The following is an 11,068-nucleotide window of genomic DNA, read 5'->3' on the forward strand; positions in this document are numbered from 1 at the left end:
TGGTGCGGGTCATCGAGTACACCCTGGACGACCCCGGCCGACCGGTACAGTCAGCGCCTTACCGGCTGATCACCACCATCCTCGACCACAAAGCAGCACCCGCCACGGAACTGGCGGCCCTGTACAACCAGCGGTGGGAGATCGAGACCGCTCTGGATGAACTCAAGACCCACCAGCGTGGCCCCGCCGAGGTCTTGCGGTCCCGCTCGCCGGACGGTGTCGAGCAGGAAGTCCGGGCCCATCTGCTGGTCCACCACGCAATCCGCCAGCTCATGCACATCGCCGCCGAGGGCGTCGACATGGACCCGGACCGACTTTCCTTCACCCGCACCCTCCGCCTCGCCCGACGTCAGGTCATCGCGCAGGCGGCCTTTTCCCCCTGACCGCTTGGCCGTATCCCTCACCGAGGGACTGCGCGAGATAGCCCGCCACCTACTGCCGGCTCGCCGCAGACGTACCAACCCTCGCGTCGTCAAACGCAAAATGTCGAACTTCGGCGTCAAACGTCTCGACCACCGCAACCGGCCCCGGCCGACCCGTGACCCAGCCGAAGCCGTGACCATCGCACCCCACTACAAGACAGCCCCGATCAACCCACCCGTCAAAGTGCGACGCGTCTGGGACCACGATCCCGACTAAGTCACTGGTATTGCTTCTAAGCACGTTCCTGCAGTGCGGATACGAGGAGCAGGAAATCCTGCGCTGGCTGGGACCACCATCGCATCAGCCGTGGCTCTGGCTGAACAACATCCAGAACTTGGGCCGCGGCACCAGCAGAACCCTTGTCGAGGACCGGGCAAGGCTGGCTCGCAAGGTGATCGAGCGGATGCGGGAGCTCGACATCGTCCCCATCCTCCCTGGGTTCAGCGGCACGGTGCCGCCCGGCTTCACGAAGCGCTGGACCGATACGCGCACAGTGCCGCAAGGCCGCTGGTTCAAAGACGTCGTCGGCCCGGTACGGCCGGACTGGCTCGATTCGACCACCGATGCCTACGCCACCGTCGCGGAGATCTTCTACGCGGAGCAGCGAGCCGCTTTCGGCACTACAGGGATGTGGGCGGTGGATCTGGTCCATGAGGGAGGTCACACCGGCGGCACCGATCTCGGCTCGGCAGCGCGCGGGGTGCAGAAGGCTATGACGACCGCCGACCCGGACGCCACATGGGTCATGCAGGCCTGGTCCGGGAACCCGCGTCGAGAACTGCTCGACGCCATCGACACCGACCGCGTGATCGTGCTCGACATCACCGGTGAACACCATCGCGAGGACGGGTTCGGACCAGCACCGTGGGCGTGGGGAATCCTGCCCAACTACGGAGGCAGGACGGGTTTGTACGGTGACCTGGAGGCCGTGGCGGCCCTTCCCCGCCAATGGCGGGGAGAGAACCGGCTTCCCGGACTAGTGGGGATGGCCAACATGGCCGAGGGACTGGCGAACAACCCCATCCTGTGGGACTTGTTCAATGACCTCACCTGGGCCGACGAACCACTCGATCTACGCGAGTGGGTGCGCGAGTGGACTGCGTCGCGGTACGGCGCTGCCGACTCACAGGCCAACAAGGCATGGCAGATCCTCATGGCCACGGCATACGGGCCGTGGCGCCATGCGCACCAGGGAGGCCTGCCGGCCGAGACGGTACAGGCACTGGCCGGCGTCCCCGTAGACGCCTCCCATGTACACGGTGCGCCCGAGTTCGCTGAAACGCTCGTCCAGGTGGCGGACGCCATGTCCGAAGCACTACCGCCCTACGCCGGCACGGACTCGGTGATCGCCGCTGTCCCGAGTCTGGACGCCAACCAGGCCAGCCTGCTGGGTCCGCGAGCCCTCGCCTACCCGGAGGAAGCCCTGATCCCAGCCCTACGGGCGCTGCTCGGTGCCGCCGAGCGACTGGACACGCCGGGAATGCGCTACGACCTCGTCGACGTCGCACGCCAGGTCGCGGAAGACGTGGCCCGAACCGCCCTGCGCCACATCGCGGACGCGGCGCGATCAGGCGACGTGAAAGCTTACGACGCCGCCGCACGGCGCCTGCTGGACCTGATCGATGCGCAGGATGCCGTGCTCAGTACGAACGAGCACTTCCTGCTCGGCACGTGGCTTGCCGACGCCCGGGCATGGGGATCGGACGAGGAAGAAGGTGACTACCTCTCCATGGAGGCCAAGCGCCTGCTGACTTCATGGGGCTACGAGGATGCGACCGTCCTGGCCGAATACGCAACTCGTTCCTGGGCCGGCCTGGTGGGTGACTACTACCGCTCCCGCTGGGCCCTCTGGCTCGACGAAGTCCGACAGACCCTCGTCGGTGGGAAGACACAGCCTGTCGACTGGTACGCCCGAGCCGACCAATGGAGCCGGGCGCACACCGTCTACCCCGACCGTCCCAGCGGAGACCCCAGATCAGCCGCGGCCGCTGTCCTGGATATCGCGATCCGGATCACCGAGAACTCATGAGGAGGCGCGCACTGCTACGGCCTGGCCGCCGAACATCGGGTCCGGGGTGCCGTCGCGCTTGAGACGGCGGCGAAAGCCCGCTCCATGTCTGACTGTGACGTGCCCGTCGGTTCTGCTGCTCTATGTACCGCTTGACGATGCTGAGTGGCGCACCGCCGACCGAACCCGCGAAGTACGAGCCGGACCACAGGCGCTGTGCCTGCCAGTAGTCGCGGATGAGGTCGGGGTGTATAGCGTTGGCTAGGGCGTTCGGGTGCGCGCGGGCTCCGGGTCAGCCAGTGGTGATGGTGAAGGGCCCGTTGTTCGCGAAGACGAGCTTGGCGAAGTTCTCGCCGATGCGGCGGTGTCCTTCGGGGCTGGGGTGGATTGCGTCCGGCAGGGGGAACTCATCGTGGTCGCTCTCGCCGTAGAGGTCGAGTCCGTTGAGGTAGTGGAGGTTGGGGTCATCGACGGACCGCTGCCTCACGATGTCCGCCAGGACGTCGCGGATGATCGTGAGCGTCAGCCGCCCGGCGGCGGTCTCGGCCGGATCACCGGTGGCCTTGAACTTCAGGGTTCCACTGGAGAGGTCCGGCATGAGAGGTCCGGGGGTGTTCTCGTGGGTCGGACACAGGATGGGGGAGACCAGGAGCAAGGGCGTTGTGGGATGGCCCTCGCGGATGGTGTCGAGGAAGCCGTGGATGGCGGGGGCGAAGGCGCGCAGGCGCATGGTGTCGCTGTTGACGACGTTGATGCCGAGCTTGAGGCTGATCAGATCCGCGGGGGTGTCGCGCATCGCGCGGGCGGTGAACGGGTCGACCAGTGCGCTACCGCCGAATCCGAGGTTGATCAGCTCCACATCACCTGCGGAGGCGGCCAGGGCGGGCCAGATGGTGCTGGGGAAGACGGCGTTGGATCCGTGGCTGATGGAGCTGCCGTGGTGCAGCCACACCCGGCGCCCCTTGTCCGGGGCGGGCTCGACGGGGGCGTCGGTGCGTAGGGCGATGACCTCGGTGATCTCCGCGTGCGGGAGCCAGATCTCGATGTCCTTCTCGCCGGCGGGCAGGTCGGTGAAGTGGGCGGTGCCGGCGGGGCCCGGGGTGAATTCCGCAGTCTGGGTCTGCATGTCGGTGATGGTGCGCAGGTTGCCGCCGTCCACGGTGGCCTGGGCGGTGAGGCGGCCGTCGACCAAGAGGTCATAGGTGCCGTCCGGAGGGGGCGGGAAGCCCCGGTAGGCGCGCTTGGTGGGCAGGGTGTCCAGGTGGATCGTGGTGGCGCTGGTACGAAAGGCCAGCCGGACACCGGAGGGCTGGGCCTCGGCCACGGCCAGCAGGTCGTCGGGGATCTGCCGACGCGCCCAGGCAGGCAGCCGGTGCGGCAGCAGGCCGTGAGCGGTCTCTTCCACGTCGAGGTGCCCGCGCATGAAGTCCGCGGTGAGGGGGGTGGTGATCAGGTTCTGTCCGGTGCTCATTGTTTAAAGCCTCTTGTGAGTCGGAGGTGAGGTGTCGGGTCTGTACGGGGGACTGTTGCGGGTGACGCGGCTCGGTCAGGGGGTGGACCGGTTCCGCAATGCGGTGTCGAGGCGGTCCAGGATCCAGGCCCAGGACTGCTGCGCGGCGATGTCTGTGTGGTCGAAAGCGCCGGCCGCCTCCAAAGAGGCATAGCCGTGGAAGACGCTGCCCAGCATGCGGACCGCGTGCGTCTGGTCCGGCTCACCCAGGTCGTAACCACGAAGGATCGCCCGCGTCATCTGGGCGTGCCGGACGCCCGCGCTGGCCGCGGCGGTCTGCGGGTCGAGCCGGTACCGGGCCGCTTCGTACCGGCCGGGGTGCGCCCGGGCGTAGTCCCGGTAGGCGTTCGCGAAGGCCGTCAGGGCGTCCTTGCCTGCACGCCCGGCGATGGCTTCGGCGACCCGGTCGGCAAGCTCCGCCAGTGCGAACAGCGCGATCCGGGTCTTCAGCTCGTGGGAGCTTTTGACATGCGCATACAGACTTGCCGGCTTCACATCGAAACGCCGGGCAAGCGCGGACAGGGTCACCTGGTCGAACCCGGCCTCATCGGCGAGTTCCGCACCAGCGAGCGTCAGCCGCTCCGGGCTCAGTCCTGCCCGAACCACAACCAACACCTACTCTCATTTTGCCTATGGTCAGCATAGATTAACCTACAACCTATAGGCAAAGATACGTCTCTTTCGGTGCGGGCGCTTCGTCGAATGAGTCGAGAGCGACGGCAGGGGGTCGACGAAGCCTCACAGGCACCCCACCTTGATTTCGCATGAGAGGCCACCTCATTTGGGCAGTCTGCGGTAGCAGATGAGGGTGCATGTGAGGCTCGTGAAGGCGAGGAAGTGCTCAGCCTTGCGCTCGTGGCGACGATGGAGACGGCGGCATCCAGCGAGCCAGGGCCATCGTGCGCTCGCTGGTCCAGCGGTGCCGACCGGGTCGCTGCGAGGTCTCGACTCCCTTCGGCTATGTGGTGTCGGATACCTCGCTGGGACAACCATCGGCGCAGCTGGGTGTAGTCGTGCCCTTGTCGGCATGCGGCCTGCCGGGCTTACGTCGACGGGGACCTCGCCGAGATCGGATCGGCGGTATGCCCTTCACCAGCGGGATTCAGAGCCTGGCTGTCGTGGACGTTGGGCGTTCTGGTTGCGACACCGGGGCCGTGCGTGCTCGTCACGGTGTCTTTGGGCGCGGGGTGTCCGCCGGTCTGTCGTGTGCTGTACCGGCGGACTCGGTGTGTGAGAGTGCGGCGAGGAGCCGCAGTTTCTCGTCGCTGTCGCTGCCCTTGTCGGGGTAGTAGACGACGAGGATGACGTCGCCGATGGGGAGTTTGTCGCGGTGGAGGCGAAGTTCACCGACGACGGGGTGGTGGACGGTGGTCGTGCCTCCGTCGAGACTGCGGACGTCGTGGCGGGCCCACAGGGTACGGAACCGCTGACTGGAGAGTGAGAGTTCTCCGACGAGTTCGACGAACCGGGGGTTGTCGGTGTCGTCCCCGATGGTGGTGCGAAGGGCGGCGATGAAATCAGCGGTGGCTTTCGTCCAGTCCTGGTGGAAGGTTTGTTCCTCAGGATCAAGGAGGAGGGAACGCAGCCGGTTCTGGCCGGGCTGCAGGCGGGGGGAGAGCGCGACCGCCATGGGGTTGGAGGCCAGGACATCGAACGCGCGCCCTTCGACGAACGCGGGGATCTGAAGGTGGGCGAGCAACTCGTGCACGCGCGCGGGTACGTGCTCGGGCCGCTTGCGCCGCGGCGCCCTGGGGCGTGCCGCCGCGAGGCCGAGCAGATACGTCCGCTCGATGTCGTCGAGCTGCAGGACCCGCGCAAGTGATTCGAGGACCTGCGGTGAGGGGTTCTTGTCACGGCCCCGTTCCAGGCGCAGGTAGTAGTCGGGACTGATTCCGGCGAGCAGGGCGACTTCCTCGCGGCGCAGGCCGGGCACGCGGCGGTTGCCCCCGGGCGGGAGCCCTGCCTGTGCCGGGGAGACCAGTTCGCGTCGGGCACGGAGGTAGCTGCCGAGCTGGTTGCCAGATTCCTCGTCCTTCATACCGACACCGTAATGCGGTGCGCGTGTCCCAGAGGGGGCCCTGGCAGGACCAGGGAAGACGGGGGCCCTGGCACACCCGGGGGATGCCTTCAAGACTGCGAGAGGACTGTTTTGAAAAAGACAGAGAGCATCACTGTGTGTGCCGCGGGCCTGAACGCCTGCGGCGCCCTGGACTGAAGGGAAGATCTCGTGGATCTCTCCAACCGCACCGTTCTCATCGTCGGCGGAACCTCGGGCATCGGGCGAGAGCTGGCCCGGCGGTTCGCTGCGGCGGGCAGCACCGTGGCCGTTGGCGGCCGTAGCCCGAAGGCACTCTCGGAACTCGCTGAAGAAGGCTTCGGCACGATCAGCATCGACGTCACCGACAGTGCTTCCGTCGCATCCGCTCGTGACGCCGCGCTCGCCCGGTATCCCGAGCTGGACACCGTGGTGACGATGTCGGGCGTCATGCTCCTGGAGGACCTGCGCGACCCCGCGCACTTCGAGGCGGCGGCAACGACCATCGACACCAATCTGCTCGGCACCATCCGGGTCATCGACGCCTTCACCCCGCATCTGATCCGACGGGGCAGCGGGACCTTGATCACCGTCACCTCCGGCATCGCCTTCCTGCCGTTCCCGCCCATGCCCAGCTACGCTGCCTCAAAGGCCGCGGTGCACGCTTACTCCGAGGCACTACGCGCGCAGCTCGACGGCACCGGCGTCGGCGTCGTGGAGCTCGTCCCCCCGGCCGTCGCCACGGCAGGACAGGAAAAGGTGAACCCGCACGCGCTGCCGCTCGACGACTTCGCCACCGAGGTCATGCACCTGCTCGCACAGGACCCCACCCCCCACGAGATCCTCGTGAAGGGCGTCCGCGTGCACCGCTGGGCCGAGCGCGACGGCACCTACGACGACCTCGTCGCACAGCGATCCCAGGCCCTGGCCATGCTCCCCAGCCGCCAAGGCTGACACCCTTCCCCTCCCGATCGGCGGGCTCACCGCTCATCGCCCGAACCCCGCCACCCGAACGGCCCCGCCCGCGCGGCCCCCCCTCTCGGGCGGCAACGGTTTCAGCGGCGGGTGTCTCCGGGGACGAGCAGCTCCGGCTTCTTGTGCCGGAACTTCACCATCAGCATCAGCAGCGAGGCGCCCTGTTCACCAAGATGGGTCAGGGCAGAGTGGTACTCCTCGTGCAGGTCCCGGCATTCGCAAGGTCATCTGCGGCACCAACGCGATCGAGACCGTCAACGCCCGCATAGACAGGGGCGTTCGCGCCCGGGTCGTGTCCCCGGTCGTGCAACGGCGTTGCACTCAGCGGGACGCCATCCCCGCCCGCAGGCACTCCCCCCTCGCGGGGAGGGTAGATCCAACGGCCCTGTGCGCATTCGGTGGTGGCGAAGCGTGCTGTTGTCCGAGGAGGATGCGGTGCCGGAGCAGGGTGAAGCCTGCTCGTCCGTCTATCTGGCGCGCCATCCGTTTGGTCTTGGCGTGGACGCCCTCGGTAGGGCCGTTGCCGTAGGGAAGCGTGAGGGCGGCAATCACGGCGCCGATGTCCCGGTCCAGGACCCGGGTGAAGGCATGGAGGAGGGGCACTCGGCTGTTCGGACCTGGGCGATCCAGCGCATGAGCGAATCTGTCGTGGACGAGTCCGGGACCGCCGGCGATGTTCAAGCGGTGGCACAGACACGGCTCTCCCGAAGCCACGGCGTTCTATTGAGGAGCTCCGCAGCAGGGTGACGCCGGGTCAGGGAATGTCGCAGAGCTTGTCCTCGGGCATCCCGCTCTTGCCCAAGCACGTCGAGTCAAAACGACCCGGGGGTAGAACGTTCGGTATTGACAGGGGCCCAAGTGTCGCCTGATCATTGCAAGTAGATCGAACGTTCTCCCTCTTGTCTGGGTGGTGCCGTCATGGTTCTCCGTCGCTGGATTCTCTTCCTGAGCGTCGCCTTGGCGGTCGCGGCCGGCTTGGCGTTACCAGCCGTCGCCGGGACCGAACGCGGCATCCTCGCGGTGCTGTTCATGGGAGCCGCGGGGACCGCCGTGAGCGCCCACACCACTCCCTCGAAGTCCGGCCCCACCCCTAAAAAGACCCCCCAGCCCCTTCCGGTCGCAGGTGACGAGGCTGTCGAGAAGCAGACACCTCAGAGGAAGGAAGTCGAAGTCAGGGAGGCGGCAGCCGAGAAGACCGACGTGCGGACCTATTCGGTGAAGCCCGGGGAATACCTTTCACGCATCGCCGACGAGCAGGACGTCAGCGGGGGTTGGAAGAGGCTCTACGCCGACAACCGTGAGGCCATCGGGGCTGACCCGTCACTGATCCGTCCGGGTCTCAAGCTCGTCATCGGCGGTAAGCAGGCCGAGGCTGCGGCCCTCAAGTCGTCGGCGGTCGACGCGTTCACCCACAAGCGCTCCGCGAAGAAGAGCGCCGGGACAACCGCACCCGCGAAGAAGAGGGCCGGGACAGCCGCCCCCGAGTCGTCGCCGGTCGCCTCCACTCCAAGGTCCCAGTCGCCCTCCAAGGGCTCCTCCGCCCCCGAGCGCTCCGAGACGAAGACAGCCAGGAAGGCCACCACGGCAGCCAAGGCCACCGGCAGCGTCAACGGCTTCACCGCCCCGGTGTCCGGCGCCCCCCTCGGCACCGGCTACAAGACGGGGGGCAGTCTGTGGTCCAGCGGCCACCACACCGGTGTCGACTTCCTCGCCGCGGCCGGCACCCCGCTGAGGGCGGTCGGTGCGGGCACCGTCGTCTCGGCCGGCTGGGGCGGCGCGTACGGCAACCAGGTCGTCATCCAGCTCGCCGACGGCTACTACGCCCAGTACGCCCATCTGTCCGCGCTCTCGGTCTCCAGCGGCCAGACCGTGACTGCGGGCCAGCAGATCGGCCTCTCCGGCGCGACCGGCAACGTCACCGGCCCGCACCTGCACTTCGAGATCCGCACCACGCCGGACTACGGTTCGGACATCGATCCGGTCGCCTACCTGCGTACCAAGGGTGTCTCCATCGGCTGACGGGCCCTCCCCCGCGAGAACCGCCCACCGGGACCTCTCCGAGGCTCAGATGGAGCCGTTCACTGCCGGTGGGCAAGAGACGCCGGTGGTGACCGACTGGGCCGTGCCCTGGTTGGGGGGTCCGTCGTTTCGCGTCGGCACGAAGCGGTGAAAATGAACGTGCTCACGGTGGACTACGGCCTGGCATCACTGACGGACCGGCCCAGGTGAGCGGTGCGGGTGACGGGCCAACCGGGGAATCGGTCGGCCTGCTCACGCCCGACGCTCCACAAGCCGCTCGGGGCCTTCTGCTCGAACTCCTCGAACCGACTCCGGCGCTTGTCGCACCGCCTTCGACCTGCCCGATCTCACGACCCTCGACGTGGACCTGGTTGTATCTGCTGGTCGAGAACGATCAGGCTGGTGCGGTCGGGCGCCGAGTTCGCCGTGCGCCACGGACTGACCCCGGTGATGGTGCCGGGGCCCTACGACGGCATGCTCACCCATCCCGACGAGATCGCTAAAGCGATCCCGCTTCTGACGCGTGCACCGTACGGCAGACAGACACCCCCTGGCAGGGGTGAATACCGCGCGGTCAGGGGCCGGTTGAACCGCCAACGGCAACCTGCTGCCCCCGCGTTACCGCAGACAGACAGGGGACGATGGCCGGCCACAGGAAACGATCCGCCCACGGCCGGTAGTGCCTGCTCACCGCACATCCCGATCGAATCCCCGGCGCAGGACATCAGAAGGCGGAGCCATCGGCGCCGAGCACGCGGGGGACGCCGAGACGGCGGTGCCCGCCTTGCGCATGAGCATGCGCAAGGCGGTCGGGCGAGCGCCCGCACGGCTCCCTGGCTTTGTTGTCAGCACAGCCGCCTTGGTGACGGGACGGTTCGCCAACGAGGGCGGTCACCCTCGTTACCGTCGGGACGGGCCGAAGGGATTGCCCGGCCCGTCCCGACGATGGTCACCGCCCGACCACTGCGGGCGTACCACCTTCCTCGGTGCCCCACACGTCGTCGTCGCCCTCCAGGTAGTCCGCGGAGGTGGTGACACTGCTGTGCGGTTCTGCCGTCTGTGTGGCGTCGCCGCCAGTGGTCGCGACCCTGGAGGCGGGTGCCAGGAAGGTGTCGTCGTCCTCCTGACGGTGCCACGCGTTACGGCGTCGGCGGTTGCGTCGCTCGCTCTCCTCCGCCGCGTCGACCAGAACGGCCCGTGTCCGCTCTGCGTTCCCGCGTTCGCCACCCCCGCCCGCGCCCGCGCCGCCCATGCCACCCAGCGGGGGGGCCGGCGTGCCGGGCGCGCCGGGGGCGCCGGGTGCGCCCATTTGAGGCGTGAGCGGGCCGTTTCCGCCGATGCCAGAACCGAGGGGGGGTGCGGTGTTCGAGCCCTGAGCAGCCAGCGATTCGGAGCCGGGTAGCGAGGGATCGCCGAGCGACCCGAAGTCGCCCCCGCCGCCACCGATGGGCAGGTCGGGTAGCGGCACGTTCCGGGTGGCGCTGGGGCCGCCGCCGCCGACCGTCCCGTTCAGGCTATCGCCCGGCCCGGACGCGGGAAGGTCGAGATCGGGCAGATTGAGGTCGGGAGTGTTGAGGTCGGGAACGTTGAGATCGGGAACGTTGAGATCGGGAGTGTTGAGATTCGGCAGGTTCACCGTCTCTTTGTTGCCCTGTGCATCGGTGACGGTGGTGGCACCGGTGTCAGGGTCGATGGACTGGGTGCTGCCGTCCGGGAAGGTGGTCGTCAGCTTGCCGCTGTCATCGAGGACGGTGGTCGAGCCGTCCGGGTTGGTCACCGTCGCTCCGTGGGTGAGGTCCACACTCGTGGTGCCGCCGTCGGTGCCGGTGGTGGTCAGGATCCCGCTGTCAGAGTCGAACGTTGCCTTGCTGCCGTCCGGGAACGTAGTGGTGAAGTCGCCTTCGTGGGACGTGGTGTGCCCGCCGGTCGGGGACTCCAGGCCGGTCTGGCCTGTGTTGAGGTCCCCAAGGTCGCCCAGGTCCCCCAGGTCTCCTAGGTCCCCCAGTCCGCCTATCGTCTGCGTCGGTAGCTTGATGTCGTTGGGACCGCCCTGGCCGTTGAGGTTGCCGAGATTCCCCAAGTTCGACGTCACCGACTT

The 11,068-nt window shown here is 67.8% G+C and carries 7 protein-coding genes and 4 pseudogenes; 4 read left to right on the top strand and 7 right to left on the bottom strand.

The window, feature by feature from the left end:
• Both H293_RS0147925 and H293_RS54190 read left to right on the top strand, forming a co-directional pair.
• Positions 1-383: transposase (locus H293_RS0147925; RefSeq protein ID WP_028808859.1), on the top strand; the 383-nt coding region annotated here is incomplete at its 5' end.
• Between the two features lie 266 nt (positions 384-649).
• The gene (locus tag H293_RS54190) at positions 650-2,452 is read left to right on the top strand and encodes an alpha-N-acetylglucosaminidase (RefSeq protein WP_199790294.1); all 1,803 of its coding nucleotides are present in this window, start codon (positions 650-652) and stop codon (positions 2,450-2,452) included.
• Between the two features lie 106 nt (positions 2,453-2,558).
• Here the strand turns inward: H293_RS54190 and H293_RS62080 are convergent.
• The 5 genes and pseudogenes from H293_RS62080 to H293_RS0147950 all read right to left on the bottom strand — a co-directional run.
• Positions 2,559-2,678, bottom strand: a pseudogene (locus H293_RS62080) (transposase); the annotation flags it as partial.
• Positions 2,679-2,723: 45 nt separating this feature from the next.
• Positions 2,724-3,902 carry a GDSL-type esterase/lipase family protein gene (locus tag H293_RS0147940; protein WP_020124864.1) on the bottom strand — a complete coding sequence of 393 codons (1,179 nt, stop codon included), beginning with the start codon at positions 3,900-3,902 and terminating at the stop codon, positions 2,724-2,726.
• Positions 3,903-3,977: 75 nt separating this feature from the next.
• Positions 3,978-4,547, bottom strand: coding sequence for a TetR/AcrR family transcriptional regulator (locus H293_RS0147945; RefSeq protein WP_020124865.1), 570 nt, complete (start codon positions 4,545-4,547; stop codon positions 3,978-3,980).
• Between the two features lie 171 nt (positions 4,548-4,718).
• Positions 4,719-5,068 (bottom strand): annotated as a pseudogene (locus tag H293_RS59620) (transposase); the annotation flags it as partial.
• 38 nt (positions 5,069-5,106) lie between these two features.
• A complete protein-coding gene (locus tag H293_RS0147950) occupies positions 5,107-5,979 on the bottom strand; it encodes a helix-turn-helix transcriptional regulator (protein WP_020124866.1) in 873 nt (290 codons plus the stop codon).
• A gap of 189 nt (positions 5,980-6,168) precedes the next feature.
• Here H293_RS0147950 and H293_RS0147955 point away from each other — a divergent pair, with 189 nt between their 5' ends.
• The gene (locus H293_RS0147955; protein WP_020124867.1) at positions 6,169-6,930 is read left to right on the top strand and encodes an SDR family oxidoreductase; all 762 of its coding nucleotides are present in this window, start codon (positions 6,169-6,171) and stop codon (positions 6,928-6,930) included.
• 441 nt (positions 6,931-7,371) lie between these two features.
• Here H293_RS0147955 and H293_RS59625 read toward each other — a convergent pair.
• Positions 7,372-7,589, bottom strand: a pseudogene (locus tag H293_RS59625) (transposase); the annotation flags it as partial.
• A 391-nt stretch (positions 7,590-7,980) separates the two neighbouring features.
• Between H293_RS59625 and H293_RS0147965 the strand changes: the two are divergent.
• A complete protein-coding gene (locus H293_RS0147965; protein WP_078612951.1) occupies positions 7,981-8,970 on the top strand; it encodes a peptidoglycan DD-metalloendopeptidase family protein in 990 nt (329 codons plus the stop codon).
• Positions 8,971-9,919: 949 nt separating this feature from the next.
• On the opposite strand, the pseudogene H293_RS0147970 reads toward H293_RS0147965, so the two are convergent.
• Positions 9,920-11,068, bottom strand: a pseudogene (locus tag H293_RS0147970) (AAWKG family protein); the annotation flags it as partial.

Origin of the sequence: Streptomyces canus 299MFChir4.1 (assembly GCF_000383615.1) — a bacterium.
GTDB lineage: Bacteria > Actinomycetota > Actinomycetes > Streptomycetales > Streptomycetaceae > Streptomyces > Streptomyces canus_C.

Bases quoted from the DNA above. Each gene is read 5' to 3' on its own strand.
- H293_RS0147950 (WP_020124866.1), bottom strand. From the start codon at position 5,979: ATGAAGGACGAGGAATCTGGCAACCAGCTCGGCAGCTACCTCCGTGCC.
- H293_RS0147965 (WP_078612951.1), top strand. From the start codon at position 7,981: ATGGGAGCCGCGGGGACCGCCGTGAGCGCCCACACCACTCCCTCGAAG.
- H293_RS0147940 (WP_020124864.1), bottom strand. From the start codon at position 3,902: ATGAGCACCGGACAGAACCTGATCACCACCCCCCTCACCGCGGACTTC.